Genomic DNA, 16,789 nt, shown 5'->3' on the forward strand with positions numbered 1-16,789 from the left:
ATGGCCCGCACAGTTGCAACGAACACCGACGTCGACCTCGCTGCGCTGCTGGATTTCATCCGGCCGCGGCACAAGATGTTGCTCAGCACCGTGAGAAAGAACGGTGGACCCCAACTCTCACCAGTGACCGGTGGGGTCGACGACCAGGGACGCATCGTCATCTCCACGTACCCGGGACGCGCGAAGGCGAACAACGCGAGCAGGGACGAGAATGTCAGCGTCTGCGTGGTGTCGGACGACTGGAACGGCGCCTGGGTGCAGGTCGATGGCACCGCCGAGGTCCTGAACATGCCGGAGGCCGAGGACGCGCTGGTCGACTACTTCCGGAGTATCTCCGGCGAGCATCCCGACTGGGACGAATATCGGGCAGCGATGCGGCTACAGAACAAGTCATTGATTCGTATCACCCCCACCCGATGGGGTCCGCTCGCCACCGGCGGATTCCCGTCAGACATCGCCGCGAAGCTTGACTCGCAGGACAGCTAGCCAGGCGCGAGCGCGGTCAGCGGTGTACCGGGCACGTGAATCCAGCCCTCCCGCTCGGCCACGGACAGCTGCGCAGCATCGGGCAATACGGTCATTCCGAGAGCCGCAGCTCGCGCGATCAGTGCAGTGATCACGGCATCGAAAGCGTCGTCGCTGGAGGTGCACAGCGCACGATGTGGCCCGAAATCGAGCCAGGGTGCGAGGGCGCGCAGATCGTCGATCAACCGCGCGAGGACCTCGTAGTTCGTCTTCCCCTTGTACCTGTTGTGACTCAAGCCCCATGTCTTCAGTGCTGCAGCCGGATACGCCTCGACCGCGGTTCCGGTCACCCTGCTGGAATCGAACTCGGGGCCATCGGCCCGGGCCAGTAGACGGACCGCCCTCAGCGCGACGTACGCAATGCGATCGGCCGACACGCTCAGCGGAACCAAACCTGTTGTCGCACGAACCCATTCATCGGTCATCCTGCGGACGAAGCGGGTGACACCGGGCTCGGCGAACAGGTCGTTCTCGCTCGTGCTGTCGTGGCCGTGGTGTGCCGTCACGATGTCGACAAAGGCATCCGGCCAGCCGAGCGGTGCATCGATACCGACCCGGTCGGCCATCCGCAGTTCGGTCAGGATCATCTCATCGGTGACCGTGGTGCGTACATCGACGACCTTCGCGCCGGTAGAGGACCACTCGATCGTCGCCATTGCGGTGCGTTCAGGCTGCGAGGCGAGGTCGATACCGAGGGTGCGCATCCGTCAGTCGGCGGGGGTGTTGTCGAAGACTTCCTGCACGATGCGCATGGCAGACATCGCCGCGGGTGCACCGCAGTACCCGCTGGTGTGGATGACGGCTTCGGTGATCTCTGTGCGAGACAGTCCATTTCGAAGTGCGCCGCGTACATGTCCGGCGAGTTCTTCATGTGCGCGCAGAGCGGTCAGCAGCCCGATGTTGAGCAGGCTGCGATCTCGGCGTTCGAGGCCGGGTCGGGTCCAGACGCCGCCCCAGACCAGGTCGGTGATGGCCGTCTGCACCGCCTCCGATTCGGTGCCCTGCGTGCGAGACAGGGCCCTGTCGACGAACTCGTCGCCCATCACCTCGCGGCGTACCCGGAGTCCGGGTTCATAGCGCGAAGGGTCTGTGTCGGTCGCGTCATCGGGAGTCATGCTGTCGATCCTTCCACGGTGTGCTGCCGCTTCACGGACGCACACCGACGTACACGCCCTGAGGCCGGAACCGGAGCCGTGGCTCCTGGTATTCCTCCAGCGCATGGGCCACCCAACCGGCGATGCGGGCCAGCGCGAAGATGGTCTCGGCGGCGTCCGGACCCATCTCGTAACGCAAGGCCAGCGCAGCCAGCGCCATGTCCGAGTTCATGAAACCCCCGACCGTGCGGGCCAGTTGCGGACGTAGCCCATCCAGTGCACCCAGCACCGCTCGATCGCCACCGGTTGCCGATTCGAGCAACTCGAACAGAGCATCCGCGCGGGGATCTCGATGCTGATAAACGACGTGGCCGCAACCGGGAACCGGTAGTCCGGCGGCCGTGTACGAGGCGAGTGCTCCCACTGGATCGTCGAGCGCAGCGGTGAGGAATCGGTAGGCCTGCGTCGTCGCGCCACCGTGCAGCGTGCCGTCGAGGGCGCCGAGACCGGCGCTGATCACCGAGTAGATGCTTCCGCGTGCACTTGCCGCCACTCTGGCGGCGATCGTACCGGCGGACAGATCGTGATCGGCGAGAAGTACCAGAGCGGCATCGAGGACCCGGACACGGCGGGAGTTGGCCGGAACGTGTGTCAGCCGCGGCCAGAGCTGCGCGGCAAAGGTGTTGACCCGTACCGGACGATCACTGAGAAGTGGAAGAGCTCGGAGGGTGTTGGCGTAGATGTCGCGGGTGCGGGCTGCGACGTCCACCGATGCGTTTTCGTGGCGGAACCTGTCACGGGAGCCGAGAACATCGACCACGAGGCGGATGACATCGATGCGACGATCTTGTGCTCGGCACAGGCCTTCGATCTGCCGAAAGGTGCGGTCCGGCAACAACTGCGGCCCACGCTCCGGTCGCACGTCCCACAGCAGTTCCGTCACCTGCTCGAAGTCACATGCAGCGGTGAGGGCGGTGGCGTCCTGGCCGCGGTAATAGAGGTGGTCGTCGTCGATGAGTGTGATGTGAGTACGGATTCGCTCGACCATGCCGGCCGGTGGCCTGCTCACCGAGCGCCGCGTGAGGGCTTCGACATCGTCGACGAGGAAGACGCTTCCACGTACGCCGTCGATCCGCCCGCTGGTGAGCTGGCCGCGGCTGACGTAGGCGTACACCGTCTGAGGTTTGACTCCGAGCATGCGGCACACCTGAGCGGTGGTCAGGTAGTCGCGGCCGTCGTGGCGAAGCGGTGTGGTGGGGCCGCGTCGGCGCCGGGCGGATGTACCGGGCATCTCTCCTCCATGAACATTGATTTGATCAACATTGACATACATCTGACCGAGGGTCGAATGTGACTGTAGGACAGGGTCGAAACAGTGATCGGAGAAACAATGTCGATGATGGTGGCACCACCGGGTTTGAGCAACGTCGTGGTGGCGGATACGAAGGTCGGAGACGTCAACGGAGACGAGGGCTTCTACCAGTACCGGCAGTACTCGGCCATAGATCTCGCGACCAGCCGGAGTTTCGAGGAAGTGTGGCATCTCTTCGTCCACGGCAGGCTTCCCGACCCCGGCGAACTGGCCGACTTTCGTGACACGGTCAGAGCGCTACGCACCATCCCGCCCGAGCTGACCCCGCTGTTGCGGACGGTGGCCCTGGCCGGAGGTGAACGCCAGCTGCTCGCCGGATTGCGAACAATGTTGTCGGCCACCGCGCTCACGCGCCGCAGCCTGCCCATGTGGGATGCGGGCCCGGAGCAACGGATCGCCGACGCGCTGGCCGTCGCGGCCGTCACGCCGACTATTCTTTCTGCGCTGCATCGTATACGCACCGGCAACGATCCGCTCGCGCCCCGCGAGGATCTCTCGACCGCGGAGAACTGGCTCTACTGCCTGTCGGGCAACGAGCCCGAGCCCCGGGCTGCGCGAGCCATCGAGCAGTACATGATCGCGACGATCGACCACGGCTTCAACGCCTCTACCTTCACCGGCAGGGTAATCGCCTCGACTGGTGCCGACGTGGTTTCGGCTGTCTGTGGTGCGCTCGGGGCGTTCTCCGGTCCGTTGCACGGTGGGGCTCCGGATCGGGCGCTCGATGCCCTCGACGAGATCTCCGGGGTCGGTGATGCCGCAATCTGGGCCAAGAATCAACTGTCGCAGCGAAGCCGAATCATGGGCTTCGGACATGCTGTGTACCGAACCACTGATCCTCGGTCGGACATGTTGCGCGACATCGCCATCGGTTTGGGTGGACCATTGGTCGAGTTCGCGGTGCAAGTGGAGAAAGACGTGGTCGCCGTACTGGCCGAGGCCTACCCGGATCGCAATCTGTACGCCAACGTCGAGTTCTATGCAGGTGTTGTGATGGATCGCTGTGGGGTGCCGCGGACGATGTTCACCCCGACGTTCGCGGTCAGCCGAGTGGTCGGTTGGTGCGCGAACATCCTGGAGCAGGCCGAGGACCGGAAGATCATCCGGCCCAGTGCCCGGTACGTCGGCCCGCCCGTGATGTGAGCGCACGCGCCTTTCAGCTGTGGTGGAGGGGGAGGATCGAACGGACAGTCGCACTGCGCAGCCACAGTCCGGCCCAGACGATGGCGCCGGCGAGGATCGGCATGAATACGCCTGCGGCGAAAGACTCCTCTGAGACCATGAGAGCGGTCACCGCTCCTCCGAAGTAGCCGGTCAGCAGCACAGCGCCGAGGATCGCGGTACGCGGAAACAAATACAGGGCAAGGCATCCCAGGAGTACCAGTCCCATGGCGAGGATGTCGCCATCGGTGAAGCCGAGGTCGTAGGACGCATCTTTGACGCCTTGCGGCATGAGGATGTGTGAGACGGCGTCGACGAGAAGTAGCGCACTGATGATTCCGGTGACGATCCATCCGGCCAGGTGTGCCCGACGGCTGATCGCAGGGGCTGAAGTCGGTGCGGCGGTTGCTTCGTGGTTGGCGGCGGTGGTCATGATCGCTCCTTTGTCGATGGTGTTGTCAATGGAGACCAGCGACCGCGAGAAAACTCATCGGCGTCGCGACTACCTCGGGACGCTCTACTGAAAAGCTCAACCGGTGAAGGGCAGGGCCAGTTCGCACGGCACCGCGCGGGGATGTTCGGGGTCGAGAGCGTTGAGCACGAACGTGGCGGCTCGCCGTGATCCGGCGATGCCTGCGTGTTCGGAGTAGTCCTGCGAACAACCGTCCTGCACCACGATGTTGGTGGAGTTCGCGGCCCGCAGGGATCCGCTGGTGTACGGAACGATGAGCTCGTCGAAGCGGGTCATGATGTTGGTGTAGGTGATGTCGGGATCGAGAATGCCCCCGGCCTGCAGCCTCTTCATCATGTCGGACCCTTTGGACATCTGGAGGCAGGCTCCACAGAGAAGTCCGATGGTGTCCTGCTGAAATTGTTCGATACCGAGGGCTTGCGCGTAGGTGGTCAGTTCACCGGCTGCCGCGACGTTGGTGCCGTTCCACAGCGGCGCCAGCGAGACGTACTTGTCGACCTTGTCGGCGCCGCCGAGGAACTTGATCCAGTACGTCGGCATCAGGGTGCCCTGCGAGTGGCCGACGATGTTCACCTTTTTGGCGCCAGTGGCCTTCCGGACCCGATCCACGAACGCAGACAGTTCTGCGGCGCTCTTCTCGATGGGGCCGAAGCCGCCGATCGCGCTGATCGGCCACGGGGCGCCGGGAATCGTTCCGTAGTTGAGGGCGTAGACGCAGTAGCCGTTGTTGGCGAGCAGTGGGACGTAGGTGCCCCAGTTGGTCTGGGCGCCGCCGCCGGTGCCGTGCACCAGGACCACCGGCTCCGGGTGCTCTGGCGAGGGTTTGCAATTCCAGTCGTTTGCGCCGGGCAGCGAGCCACCCGGGGTCGCGAGTTCGTTCGGGATACCGGCAAAGAAGTTGTAGGTCACGGGGAGCGGATCTTTGGCGGATGCGGGCCCGGTGCCGAGGACGGTTCCGACACACAAAAGCAGCGAAGCGATCACCGCCCCGACCGCTCGCGCCTGCCGCATCCTGCTCCCGCCGATGTACCCGGAACTGATTACTACCGCCTGCAAATTAGCCTGAGCCCGAATCCCCGCGCCACGGATTCGCGGATTCGACCCCTAACCGTGACCGGTCAGCGGCTGTCGTACCGATCCCGTGAGGCATAGACGTCGCCCATGTTCGACTGCACCACCTCGATCAACCCCACGAGCCGATCAGCCACTTCGCGTCCGAGTGGCGTGAGGTCGTACTCCACCTTGGGCGGAATGGCCTCGAGAACCGTGCGCGTGATCATGCCGTCGCGCTCGAGGCTCTGCAGGGTCTGCGAGAGCATTCGTTCGCTGACGCCATCCACCCGGCGTCGCAGCGCGCTGAAGCGGTAACTGCCCTCGCCGAGGGCGGCGAGCACAAGAATGCCCCACCGACCGGTGATGCCCTGGAGGGTTTCGCGCGAGGAGCAGTCTCGGGCGAAGACGTCCGCCTCGAGTGAGCTGCTGGTGTCCTCGGTCATTCATCCACCATAACCCAGCCATGACCTGTGTGGTTACCGGATGACTTGCACTTACTAAAAGTAAGTGCATACTGTTGTGGAAGCGCAACGAACTGCGAAGTCTGCAGACAACCGAAATGGAGCACTCTCAATGACCACAGCGATAACCGGAGCCACCGGACAGCTCGGCAGCCTAGTGATCACCGACCTCCTCGAGCGGGGCGTCGCCCCCGGCGAGATCGTCGCGATCGTCCGTGACAGCGCCAAAGCTGCATCCCTTGACGAGCGGGGGATCACCGTACGAGTCGCCGATTACAGCGATCCGGCTGCATTGAGGTCCGCCCTCGACGGCGTCGACAAGTTGCTGCTGATCTCGAGTTCCGAGGTAGGACAGCGGGTCGCACAGCACACCAATGTCATCGACGCTGCTGAAGCTGCCGGGGTCTCGCTCATCGCGTACACGAGCGTGCTCAAAGCGGACACGAGCGGAATCTCTCTGGCACCCGAGCACCTCGCCACCGAGGAGCGCCTGGCGGCGTCCACGATCCCATCGGTCCTGCTGCGCAACGGTTGGTACTGGGAGAACTACGCCTCCGCGCTGCCTCAGGCCATCGAATCGGGCACGCTGTACGGTGCGGCGGGCGACGGCCGGCTGGCAGCCGCGTCACGCGCAGATTTCGCGGCGGCAGCAGCGGCAGTCCTGACACTCGACGACCAGGGTGGCAAGACCTACGAACTCGGCGGCGACGAACGGCTGACCTACGCCGAGTTCGCGAAGCTCATCGGTGAGGTCGCAGGCAAAGACGTCGCCTACGCCGACCTCCCCGAGAACGACTATGCCGCGGCGTTGGCCGGAGCGGGGCTGCCCCAGCCGGTCGCAACGATGCTCGCCGGAGCGGATGCCGGTATTTCGCGCGGCGAACTCGACACCGATTCGGGTGATCTGCAGACGTTGATCGGTCGACCGTCGACCCCGGTGGCCGACATCATCAAGACCGCTATCGCGTGATCCGCGCGTAGAGCTCGGCCAGTTCGTCGACGGCCTGAGCCACATCCATCGCCGCGGCACCTGATCGTCGCAGTGCCGCCGACAGTGCAGTGGTGTCGAGTTCGGACAGCACGTCCAGGGGCGGTGGGTGTGGCAGGCCGGGTAACTGGCGGCCGTCGCCGTAGAAATCGACCTCTGTTGGTGCGGGCGAGTCGGTGGTCCGCTCATCAAGACGGTCGGCGTTGTCCCGAAGGTGCGCCAGCAACAACGGCAGGTCCGCCCCCATGATGGTCAACAGGGTCGCCGGCTCCTTGTCGATGGTCGCGGCCAATTCGTAGCTGACGGCCAGGACGTGAATGCACCGGTCATCGTCGACGGGGCAAGTGCATTCGGTGCGTATGTCCGTCGAGTCCGCAGGAATCACCAGCGACCCCAACGTCTCTGGTTGCTTGCCGCGCGTCACCGAAACGAGTTCATCGGCTTTGCCCCGCTCGCGGAGCATGGCGACCACCGTTGCCGGATCGGCTGGGTCGGCTTCGATCTCGACCTCGAAGGGGTCCAGCTGACTGCCTTGCACCAGGCCCGTCACCCGGCCCGACCTGACGACCAGGTCGATGACGTTACGGTCACGAAAGTACGTACGGGCCTTGGTGATCTTGCGTAACTCCGCGGGGCCCTCGACGGCCAGCAGAAAGCCCTTCGACCACGGCGTCAGGCCGTAGCCCCGGGGTGCGGGCTTCTTCTTCGCGCTCACTCGCTCACCGCCTCGTCGGCCAGGCGCATGAGTTCGTACAACTCGTCGTTGTCCGATGCCGCGAGCCAGCTCTCGCCGGTGGCCACGGTGAGGTCGGACAACTCGCGCTTGTCGCGGATGAGCTGGTCGATCCGTTCCTCCAGCGTTCCGACGCAGACGAACTTGCGTACCTCGACCCGGCGCTGCTGCCCGATCCGGTACACCCGGTCGGTGGCCTGGTTCTCCACGGCGGGGTTCCACCAACGATCCAGATGCACAACATGATTGGCCGCGGTGAGGTTGAGGCCGGTGCCGCCGGCCTTGAGTGAGGCCAGCATGACCGGTGGGCCGTCGGCCTCGCTGAACTCGGTCACCAACCGATCGCGCGCCGACCGGCTGAGGCTTCCGTGCAGGAATGAGACTCCCGCGCCGATGCGATCGGCAAGCCACGGTTGCATCATGTCACCGAAGGCAGTGAACTGGGTGAAGACCAGAGCGCGTTCGCCGTCGGCGACGATGTTCTCGAGCATGTCGGCCAGCAGCTCGACCTTGCCTGAGCGGTGCTCGTTGCGGCGCATGATGGGCGAACCGTCCCCGAGGTAGTGCGCCGGGTGATTGCAGATCTGCTTCAGGCGCGTCAATGCCGCGAACACGGTTCTGCGCCGCTCACTCCCGCCCTGCGGGTCCTCACCCTTGCCCAGGGCGTTCATCAGGTCGTCGATCACCGCACGGTAGAGCGCAGCCTGTTCGACCGTCAGGTTCGCTCGCACGGTCAGCTCCGTCTTTTCGGGAAGGTCGGAGATGACGGCGGGATCGGTCTTGACTCGGCGCAGGATGAACGGCGAGGTCACAGCGTTCAGTCGACGCACCGCGGCTTTGTCGCGCTCGCGCTCGATCGGTTCGGCGTAGCGCGACTTGAACGTCGACGCGGTGCCGAGCAACCCCGGATTGACCAGGTCGATGACCGACCGAAGATCCTCGAGCCGGTTCTCGACGGGCGTGCCGGTGAGTGCGACCCGGTGTCGGGCGGTGAGCGCGCGCACTGCCTTGGACTGTGCGGTGGCGACATTCTTGATGTGTTGCGCCTCGTCGACGACCAGGCGATCCCACGTCATGGCGCTGAGCATCTTTCGATCCCGAGAGGCGATGGCGAAGGTGGTGATGACGACATCGGCTCTGGCCGCGGCCGGGCCGAAATGGGGGTGACGTAACCGGGCCGGTCCGTGGTGGATCAGCACGGAGGTGTCGGGTGCGAACCGGGCGATCTCCCGTTCCCAGTTGCCCACCACGGACATCGGGCAGATCAAGAGCGTGGTGCCCGATGCGTCGGCGGGATCGGCGGCTTCCGCTTCGGTCCGCATCAGTGCCAGCACCTGGATCGTCTTGCCCAGACCCATGTCGTCGGCGAGGACCGCTCCGATGCCGAGGGAGCTCAGATGGTGCAGCCACTCCATTCCGCGCTGCTGGTACGGGCGGAGTTCGGCCTTCAGCGATGTCGGGGGATCGAGGGCAGGTGGTGCCATTCGGCCGAGACGTTTGATCTCGTCGAGCCAGGACAATCCGTCGACCCGGGTCACCGGCAGCGGCAGCCGGTCATCACCGTCGGTGACCAGGTTGAACAGCTCGCCCATGTCCGCGGGCTGCCCCGATTCGGCAAGGGCGCGTTGAGCCTGGATGAATGACGCGGACCGAGAGAGCGCGGAGTTGTCGGCACGGATCCACTTACCCCGGACCTTGACCAGGTCACCCTTCTGCCGCGCCAGCGCATCGAGCTCGGACGCGTCCAGCACGTCCTCGCCGAGGGCCAGTTGCCACTGGAAGTCCCGTATCTCGCCGAGACCGACCATGACGTTGCGCTGCCGCGAACCGCCTTCCGGTTTTCCGCGTAGTGCGAGCGTGGGGCGTACATGCGCGATCGAGCGGGGAAGGAGAACCTCGAAGCCGGCCTCGGCCAGGGCCGCGACGCCGGTGTCGAACAGGCTCAGCACGACGTCGGTGGTGAGCAGGAAGTCCAACGAATGATCATCGTGCAGTGCAGATTTCAGATCGGGGAACGCGCGTACCGCGCGGGCGACGTCGGTGGTGATCTGGTCGATCTCGTGGGTGTCGAGACGGCGGAGTTCGACGGGTTCGTCGGGCCGGTCGAGGGTGCGCCTGCACACCTGCAATCGCCAGCGCGTGTCGTCGTACTCGAACTGCTCCTCGTCCTCCCCGTCCTCTCCACCCGGCTCGTTCAGTCGCAGGACCAGCGACGATTCACCCTGCCGGAGTCCGTCGGCCCACTGCGCCCACGCCGATGCTGCCGACGCGGCCTTGTCCGCCGACATCGCCGGTGCATCGGTATCGGGGAGCAGGGCGCGAACGAAGGACGAACGCACGGACGTCGGCCGGACGTCGGTGCAGCTGTTGCGGCACAACTGGTCTGTGATCGCTCCGCAGAAATCCATGATCGCGGTCGATTCCCCGTTGTCGAGGATCACCGGGGGCGCCGCCGCGACGGCTGTGGACAGCCAATTGCGCCAGCTCGCGGTGGTCAACGGGGCCCAGCGCACCGACCACTCTCCGGCCACCCAGTTGACCGAAGGCGCGACGGCCCCAGAGCGCACGAAGCGTTCGGTGGAATCGACCAGGAATCGGTAGTACCGCAGTTCGCCGCCGACCTCATCCGGCGCATCGATCGACTGGAGCAGTTCGACGGTGGCCGCGGGGCCGAGAGTGAGTGAGGCGATGTCGCGACGGAGGGAGCCGGGGCCGGCCACCGCGATCGTGCGGCGCAGCGCCCGTGTGCCGACCGCTGCCGCGATGGGTGCGGGCAGACCGTCGGGAACCTGGCCGGCGCACGGTTCACCGTCGGCGCCGGTGAACCACAATGACAGACCTATGCCCGAGCGCCACAGAGCATGCGCGGCTGGGGTCTCGGTCACTGGTTCATGGTGTCAGGTGCGGGGGCAGCTGACACAGAACAGGTTGCCCTCCGGATCGGCCATCGTCGTCCACTCCACCCACGGGACCTCGTCGAGGACGTCCCACTCCCGGGTGGCGCCCAGCTCGAGCATCCGCCCGACCTGCTCTTCACGGCGTCCGGGTTCCGTGCTCAGGTCGAGATGGATGCGCCCCGGCGCGGACGGGTTATCGTCGCGTCGGTGAAAGAACAGCGGAACCCCGCCCGGAGCTGCCGAGACGTAGACGTAGTCGTGTCCGTCGCCACTCACCGCCTCGCCGCCGAGCACGGCGATCCAGAACTCGGAAAGCGCCGCCGGATCGGCCGCCGCGAAATTGACGGCACCGATCGTCATCGTCGAGCTGGGCGCGGATGGTGTGGCGGCATCGGTCATGCGACGACGATAGGCCGAGGTACCGGCATCGACGGTCGCTCGACTCCAGCCGCGGCGACCTCTCGTCAGACAGGGCTCAGCTGAATTGCGGGTGTGTACTTTTCCCGGTGAATGCGACGTGGTGACATCCGCCGGCGTTTGAGCGCTTTGACGCCTGCTTCGACCATCGCCGGTGGGCCGCACAGATACGCCGAGAAGCCCTTGCACGAGGGAAGGTCGGCAATGACGGCGTCGCCGACATAACCGGTGCGGCCGGACCACTGACCGCGACTGAGGCAGGGTGTGTAGTTCACACCCGGATGGTTGGCTGCGAGGGTCTGCCAGTGCTCGACGTCGTAGAGGTCCGACTCGAACCGGACCCCGTGGTAGACGTGGATCTCACGCTCGGGATCGAGTTCCAGCGCCGCGGTGGCGATGGATTTGAGTGGCGCCAGTCCGGTGCCGCCGGCCAAGAGAATCAATCCCAGGTCCGGATCGTCCGGGGTGAAGCAGAAGTCGCCCCACGGCCCGGTCATCGCCACCGGTTCGCCCACGGTCATGCCGTCGAAGATCCAGCCGTCCGTGGCCGCCCCGCCGGGCTGCCGACGGATGTGGAACTCCAGTTCACCGTCCTGGCCGGGCGGGTTCGCCATCGAGTACGGACGGGTGGCGCCGGTACCCGGAATCGACAACTCGACGTACTGGCCCGCGGTGAACTCGAGTGGCTCATCGAGCATGACCGTGACCGTGAGGGTGTCGTCGGCCACCTGACGAATAGAACCGACAGTCCCGGAGATGTCGCGCAGCACGTGGTGCCGTGCGCTGGAATCGACCGTCACAGAATCGATCTCCAGATTCGAGGTCGGCACCGACTGGCAGGAGAGGACAAATCCTTGTTCCTGCTCGGTATGCGAGAGCACGGTGTCGAGCGGCGGTGGTGTGTCGACCGTACCGGTGCTGATCCGCACCTTGCAGGTTCCACAGGTGCCCTGGTTGCAGGAGTTGGGGATCCACACCCCGGCCCTCAGGAAGGCGTCCAGCATCTTCTGGTCGGGGTCGCACTCGACAGAGGTGTCACCGGCGTCGATCCGAAATGGCCGTTCCGACATCTCACACCTCCCAGGTGGTGTGCAGCGACGTCGGGCCGCGAAAACCCCAGCCCCAGAACTCGACGTCGCTGTCGGTGTCTCGTTCGAGATTGGGGATGGACTCGAACAGCTCCTCCAGACCGATCCGGCACACGTGATTCGCGAAGTAGATGCCGGCACAGGCGTGGTTGCCTGCCCCGAATGCCAAGTGCGGCAACGGCGGGCGGGTGAGGTCGTAGTCCGAAGGCGCATCGTAGACGGTGGCGTCGTGATTGGCGGATCCGTAGGACATCAAGACCACCGAACCTTCCGGAAGATCGATGCCGGCCACCTCGACGTCGCGCGTGCTGATACGCGCGGTTGCTGACCAGATCGGTGAGGTCCAGCGCATTCCTTCAGCGATGGCCCGTGGGATCAGTCCTGGCTCGTCGACCACCTGCTCGAGTTGATCCGGCCTGGTGAACAAACCGACCAGTGTCGATGACATCGCATGCCCGGGTTCCTGCATCGCGCCGAGGAGGTAGACGTAGAGCGTCGGGTAGATGTAGTCGCGGTCGCGGGTCTGGCCGGCCGGCATCCCGTCGTGGAGCCAGTGAGAGATGGCGCTGTCGTCGGGGCTGTCGATCCAGTTGTCGATCAGCGGGTCGACGATGGACCGGATCTCGCGTTTGGCATCGTCGGCTTCAGCGAACCCCTCTGGATTGGTGAACTCGCCGTCCTCGTCGACACCGGCGTTGGTGAACGAGTTCGACAGTTTGTGGAACCACTCGCGGAGTTTGTCGGAGCTCACCGTCTGAAGCCCGAGGAGATCACCGAGAGCGCGGACGCTGACCGGCTCGCAATAGTCCGCCACCAGCTCTGCACGGCCGTTGTCCTCGATCCCGGCTAGGTACCGGCGAGCGATGGGTCGGACGAGGTCGTCGATCCAGCGGTCCACCTCCTGCGGCTGCAGGGCCGGATCGACCATCGACCGGAGATCGTCGTGGATCGGGCCGTTCACCCCGATGACCGCGGGATGGCCGAACGTGCGTCCACCGGCCTTGGTGATGACGGCTTCGAAGTCCGGGCTCGTCGCTATCGACCGGCAGATCTCCGCAGTGGTTGCCACGTACGACCCGAGGACGGGCAGATAGGCCAATGGCGCCTCACTGCGCAGCCGCTCGTAGACCGGGTAGGGATTGCGCTCTAGTTCGGTCATCGTGATGTCGTCTATCCAGGACAAAGTGCTGGTCATCGCTGTCTCCTTGGCTGATGTGGAGGGTGCTCGGTGGAGCTGGTGTGACGAGACGGTAGGGGCCGCACAGCCGCCGGGGCGACACCCGATACGCGAGGTCGGTACAAATTGCGCGACGAATGTGATCTCCATCGCACATCTGCTGGCACGGGCTGTGAATCGCGGGTTCAATCGGAGATGCAGCCGTAGCCCCGGTACGCACGAATGGAACCGAGAGCCCAGATGTCCCGACAGAGCAGCACCCACATCAGTGATTGGGAAGCCGCGCACCTGGCGGTCGAACAGGTGTACTTCCCCCATGAACTGGAGGCGTTGTCATCGCCCGACCTGTTGGCCCTGAACTTGCGGACCGTCGACCTCGGGCCGGTGACGATCGGACGCCTGAACTGGGGCACCGACGTCTCGATCGCGTGCGACTACCCGGGGGCGTACGAGATCAACATCCCCCTCACCGGTCACCTCGACTCGCAGTCAGGATCGGCGAGCACAGTGTCCGAACCGGGACAGGCGACCGTCTTCACCGCCGGGCGGCCGTCGACCATCACCAGGTGGTCGGCGGATTGCCAGGTGGTCGGGGTGAAGTTCGAAGCCGATTACCTCGAGCGTGAAGCCGACCGGGTGCAGGCGACGGCGCTGCGGTCCCGATTGGTGCTCCCCGATCAGCTGGATCTGACCGGACCCGACGAACGCAGTTGGTTTGCGCTTGTCCGCGCGCTCACAGCGCAGCTGCGCGAACCCGCCGACCTGTTGGCGAATCCTCTGGTGGGACCGCAGTTGGCCAGCGCAGTCACGACGGCATTCATCGTGGCGGTCTCCCCCGACACACCAGGAACCGGCCTTCGGCCGCGAATGGTCAAGAGAGTTCTCGATGCGCTTCATGACGATCCGGCCAGGGAATGGACGCTGGCCGACATGGCCGAGTTGGGTGGGTCGAGCGTGCGGCGACTGCAAGAAGGATTCGCCGAACACGTCGGGGCCAGCCCCACCGCGACGCTGCGAGACATCCGGCTCAGCCGGGCACACGCCGACCTCACCATGCGAGGTGGTGCGACAACGGTGGCGGAAGTTTCTGCGCGATGGGGTTTTTCGAGCCCGAGCCGGTTCGCCGCGGCGTATCGTCGGCGGTTCGGCGAACCGCCCTCGCGCATATCCCGTTCCTGAGTCGAGTACAAGAATTCACGGGGCGATGTTCGAAACCATGGAATGTCCGGACCATCCGGCGTAGTTGTGTGAGACATGACTGATCTCTCAAGCAAGGCAAAGACGCTGCTCGAACTCCATCAGCCAGGCAACCCGGTGATCCTGCCGACGGTGTGGGACGCCTGGTCGGCAAACCTCGCCGTCTCCGCGGGCTTCACTGCGCTGACCGTCGGCAGCCATCCGGTGTCCGACTCGATCGGAAAGCCGGACAACGAAGGCATCACCTTCGACGAACTGACGACCCGCATCAAGCAGATCACCGACGCTGTCGACGTTCCGATCTCGGTCGACATCGAGGCGGGATACGGCGAAGACCCCAAGCGCCTCATCGAGGGCCTGATCACCGCGGGCGCCGTCGGCCTCAACATCGAGGACACCGTCCACAGTGAAGGTGGCCGCCTCCGCGAGGCCCAGGAGCACGCCGATTTCGTCGGTGCCCTGCGCGCGGCATCGGATGGGACCGATGTCCACGTGGTCATCAACGCCCGGACCGATCTGTTCGTCAAGCAGATCGGTGACGAATCCGATCGCGTCGAGCGGGCCATCGAGCGCCTGAAGTTGGCTGCTGCGGCCGGCGCCGACGTCCTCTACCCGGTGGGTTTCCACACTGATGAGGTCCAGAAGCGACTCACCGACGAGCTGCCCCTACCCGTCAACGCCATCGGGCACCCGGTGAGCAACGAGAAGTCGGCCCTGGCTGCGCTCGGGGTCGCGCGCGTCAGTTTCGGCCCGCTGTTCCAGCTGGTGCTCGCCGAGCGCGCAAACGACGTCCTGGCTGCCTGGAAGTAGTTTCGACCTCTCACGCATCGTCCGGTGCGCCGCGCATCGGTTCAATCCGGTGCGCGACGCGCCAAGCCGTGCGCGAGGCTACTTACGGCCGCGTGAGCTCGACCCGCTTGATCCTGTCGTCGCCGTCTGTCGGATCGCCGCGCCCGTCGGTGTTGTTGGTGAGGAACCACAACGACCCGTCGGGCGCGACGGCGACGTCGCGCAGCCGGCCGAACTCGCCCGCATAGAGGTCATCGCCGATAGCAGGGTCGCTGACCGGGACTGCGCGTAGGCGTTCACCCTTGAGGTTGGCGATATAGATAGTCTCCCCGGCGATCGTCATCCCGCTCGGGCTGGCGTCGTCGGGACTCCACTGCTGGACCGGGTCGATGAAGATGTTGTCTCCGCTGACGTCTCCGTTCATCCCCTCCACCTCCGGCCAACCGTAATTTCCGCCGCGGGTGATCACGTTCAACTCGTCCCACGTGTCCTGGCCGTACTCGGACGAGAACATCGTGCCGTCTGCCGCCCACGCCAGGCCTTGCACGTTGCGGTGGCCCGACGACCAGACGGGGTTGTTCGTAAAAGGGTTGTCGGCCGGAACCGAACCGTCCGGGTTCAGCCGCAGGATCTTTCCGGACAGACTGTTCAGATTCTGTGCGCTCGGCCGGTCCTGGGCGTCGCCGGTGGTGATGTAGAGCTTGTCGTCGGGGCCGAAGGCGATGCGTCCCCCGTTGTGCGTGCGGCCGCCGGGGATGCTCGCGATCACCTCCTTGGGTGCGCCGAGGCCGAGGCTGCCCGCAGATCCGGTCAAGACGTAGCGTACAACCCGATTGTCACCGTCTGCGCTGGTGAAGTACACATAGAGCTCCCTGCCCTGCACCGCCAGCCCGAGAAGACCGCCCTCACCGGCGGGGGCGACGTCTGCGACCGCCCCGACGACACGGGTCGAGTTGCCGGTCACCTCGAGGATGTCGCCGGAGTCTCGTTCGCTGATCAGAGCAGTGTCATCGGCGAAGACGATCGACCAGGGTGCGTCGAGTCCCGTGACGAGATCTTCGGGAACCGCGTCGCGCTGCACCGCCGGTGGGGCAGCGGACGACGAGTAACCCGGCGGGTACGGGGTCCCAGACGTTGTCACCGGGCTGCTTCCGGAGTCGCTGCCGCACCCGGCTATGAGGGTCGCTCCGGCTATCGACATGAGCAGTCCGGTTTTGTTTCGCATGGCCGCCTTAGGTAGGGGATGTCCGTTTCCGACCGTCACCGAAACGGTACGCGAACCGCGCAAGGCACCTCTCACAGCGAATTGACGGTGGGTTCACATCTCACCGGTGGATTCGATGCAGGACGATGGGGAGCGATAGC

The 16,789-nt window shown here is 65.2% G+C and carries 17 protein-coding genes; 5 read left to right on the forward strand and 12 right to left on the reverse strand.

The features are described 5' to 3' along the window. The gene (locus DFR67_RS09780; protein WP_110469344.1) at positions 1–486 is read left to right on the forward strand and encodes a PPOX class F420-dependent oxidoreductase; all 486 of its coding nucleotides are present in this window, start codon (positions 1–3) and stop codon (positions 484–486) included. Here DFR67_RS09780 and DFR67_RS09785 read toward each other — a convergent pair. Genes DFR67_RS09785 through DFR67_RS09795 form a run of 3 tightly spaced genes read right to left on the reverse strand, consistent with a single transcriptional unit; the run spans position 483 to position 2,910 of the window. Beyond that, positions 483–1,229 (reverse strand): DUF429 domain-containing protein, encoded by a 747-nt coding sequence (locus DFR67_RS09785; RefSeq protein ID WP_110469345.1) that lies wholly within the window; start codon positions 1,227–1,229, stop codon positions 483–485. The genes DFR67_RS09780 and DFR67_RS09785 overlap by 4 nt on opposite strands. 3 nt (positions 1,230–1,232) lie before the next feature. After that, a complete protein-coding gene (locus DFR67_RS09790) occupies positions 1,233–1,640 on the reverse strand; it encodes a carboxymuconolactone decarboxylase family protein (RefSeq protein ID WP_110469346.1) in 408 nt (135 codons plus the stop codon). A gap of 31 nt (positions 1,641–1,671) precedes the next feature. Continuing rightward, complete coding sequence (locus DFR67_RS09795) at positions 1,672–2,910, reverse strand: citrate synthase (RefSeq protein ID WP_110469541.1); 1,239 nt, start codon at positions 2,908–2,910, stop codon at positions 1,672–1,674. 105 nt (positions 2,911–3,015) lie between these two features. On the opposite strand from DFR67_RS09795, the gene DFR67_RS09800 reads away from it, so the two are divergent. Then, a complete protein-coding gene (locus tag DFR67_RS09800; RefSeq protein WP_245937875.1) occupies positions 3,016–4,134 on the forward strand; it encodes a citrate/2-methylcitrate synthase in 1,119 nt (372 codons plus the stop codon). Between the two features lie 13 nt (positions 4,135–4,147). Here the strand turns inward: DFR67_RS09800 and DFR67_RS09805 are convergent, their stop codons facing one another. From DFR67_RS09805 to DFR67_RS09815, 3 genes are all read right to left on the reverse strand, one after another. Then, the gene (locus DFR67_RS09805) at positions 4,148–4,585 is read right to left on the reverse strand and encodes a DoxX family protein (RefSeq protein WP_110469348.1); all 438 of its coding nucleotides are present in this window, start codon (positions 4,583–4,585) and stop codon (positions 4,148–4,150) included. Between the two features lie 96 nt (positions 4,586–4,681). Next, positions 4,682–5,635 (reverse strand): esterase/lipase family protein, encoded by a 954-nt coding sequence (locus DFR67_RS09810; protein ID WP_110469349.1) that lies wholly within the window; start codon positions 5,633–5,635, stop codon positions 4,682–4,684. 107 nt (positions 5,636–5,742) lie between these two features. Beyond that, positions 5,743–6,120, reverse strand: a complete 378-nt coding sequence (locus tag DFR67_RS09815) for a winged helix-turn-helix transcriptional regulator (protein WP_110469350.1) — start codon at positions 6,118–6,120, stop codon at positions 5,743–5,745. Positions 6,121–6,250: 130 nt separating this feature from the next. Between DFR67_RS09815 and DFR67_RS09820 the strand changes: the two genes are divergently transcribed. Further along, positions 6,251–7,108 (forward strand): SDR family oxidoreductase, encoded by an 858-nt coding sequence (locus DFR67_RS09820; protein WP_110469351.1) that lies wholly within the window; start codon positions 6,251–6,253, stop codon positions 7,106–7,108. On the opposite strand, the gene DFR67_RS09825 is transcribed toward DFR67_RS09820, so the two are convergent. The 5 genes from DFR67_RS09825 to DFR67_RS09845 all read right to left on the reverse strand — a co-directional run bounded on the left by DFR67_RS09825 (position 7,098) and on the right by DFR67_RS09845 (position 13,456). Beyond that, positions 7,098–7,841 carry an SWIM zinc finger family protein gene (locus DFR67_RS09825; RefSeq protein WP_110469352.1) on the reverse strand — a complete coding sequence of 248 codons (744 nt, stop codon included), beginning with the start codon at positions 7,839–7,841 and terminating at the stop codon, positions 7,098–7,100. The genes DFR67_RS09820 and DFR67_RS09825 overlap by 11 nt on opposite strands. Further along, a complete protein-coding gene (locus DFR67_RS09830) occupies positions 7,838–10,744 on the reverse strand; it encodes a DEAD/DEAH box helicase (protein WP_110469353.1) in 2,907 nt (968 codons plus the stop codon). Before DFR67_RS09830 ends, DFR67_RS09825 begins: the two co-directional genes overlap by 4 nt. A gap of 12 nt (positions 10,745–10,756) precedes the next feature. After that, entirely contained in the window at positions 10,757–11,155 is a 399-nt protein-coding gene (locus DFR67_RS09835) for a VOC family protein (RefSeq protein ID WP_110469354.1), read from the reverse strand. Positions 11,156–11,220: 65 nt separating this feature from the next. Beyond that, a complete protein-coding gene (locus DFR67_RS09840; RefSeq protein WP_110469355.1) occupies positions 11,221–12,243 on the reverse strand; it encodes a 2Fe-2S iron-sulfur cluster-binding protein in 1,023 nt (340 codons plus the stop codon). A gap of 1 nt (position 12,244) precedes the next feature. Beyond that, the gene (locus tag DFR67_RS09845; RefSeq protein WP_084839649.1) at positions 12,245–13,456 is read right to left on the reverse strand and encodes a cytochrome P450; all 1,212 of its coding nucleotides are present in this window, start codon (positions 13,454–13,456) and stop codon (positions 12,245–12,247) included. A gap of 222 nt (positions 13,457–13,678) precedes the next feature. On the opposite strand from DFR67_RS09845, the gene DFR67_RS09850 reads away from it, so the two are divergent. Continuing rightward, positions 13,679–14,617 carry an AraC family transcriptional regulator gene (locus tag DFR67_RS09850; protein ID WP_110469542.1) on the forward strand — a complete coding sequence of 313 codons (939 nt, stop codon included), beginning with the start codon at positions 13,679–13,681 and terminating at the stop codon, positions 14,615–14,617. Positions 14,618–14,692: 75 nt separating this feature from the next. Next, positions 14,693–15,445: an isocitrate lyase/PEP mutase family protein gene (locus DFR67_RS09855; RefSeq protein ID WP_110469356.1), complete on the forward strand. Its 753-nt coding sequence runs from the start codon at positions 14,693–14,695 to the stop codon at positions 15,443–15,445. Positions 15,446–15,527: 82 nt separating this feature from the next. Here the strand turns inward: DFR67_RS09855 and DFR67_RS09860 are convergent, their stop codons facing one another. After that, on the reverse strand, positions 15,528–16,649 hold the full coding sequence (locus DFR67_RS09860; protein ID WP_110469357.1) for a PQQ-dependent sugar dehydrogenase: 1,122 nt from the start codon (positions 16,647–16,649) through the stop codon (positions 15,528–15,530). Between the last annotated feature and the right edge of the window lie 140 nt (positions 16,650–16,789).

Source organism: Williamsia limnetica, assembly GCF_003217475.1.
Lineage (GTDB): Bacteria > Actinomycetota > Actinomycetes > Mycobacteriales > Mycobacteriaceae > Williamsia > Williamsia limnetica.